The sequence below is a fragment of the Chromohalobacter sp. HP20-39 genome (genome assembly GCF_033052815.1).
Lineage (GTDB): Bacteria > Pseudomonadota > Gammaproteobacteria > Pseudomonadales > Halomonadaceae > Chromohalobacter.
This window is the reverse complement of record NZ_JAWHTP010000492.1, coordinates 1-295: the sequence shown is the minus strand read 5'-3', so window position 1 is coordinate 295 and position 295 is coordinate 1. Positions and strand designations below refer to the sequence as shown.

Annotated in this window: 1 protein-coding gene; it reads right to left on the bottom strand. The window is 61.0% G+C overall.

Annotated elements, in window-relative coordinates; genetic code table 11:
• Nucleotides 1–295: efflux RND transporter permease subunit (locus tag RVY79_RS18930; protein ID WP_317466101.1), on the bottom strand; the 295-nt coding region annotated here is incomplete at both ends.

The following is a 295-nucleotide window of genomic DNA, read 5'->3' as shown; positions in this document are numbered from 1 at the left end:
CAACGTCGCCGCCGCACCAATCAAGCCCAGCGGGCCAGTCAGGAACACCATCACCGAGCGCGAGAAGCTGTGCAGCTGGAGCATCAGCAACAAGAAGATGATGAAGATACATAGCGGCATCTGCGCGGCGATCGATGCACCTGCATTGGCGCTTTCCTCTTCCGCGCCGGCAATTTTGATCTGGTAATCAGGCGGCAGATCGGCGCGAATCTTGTCGAGCAGCGGGTTGATCTGCGCCGTCACCGTCGGGCCCTGCACGCCATCGACCACGTCGGACTGCACGGTGATGCCGTAG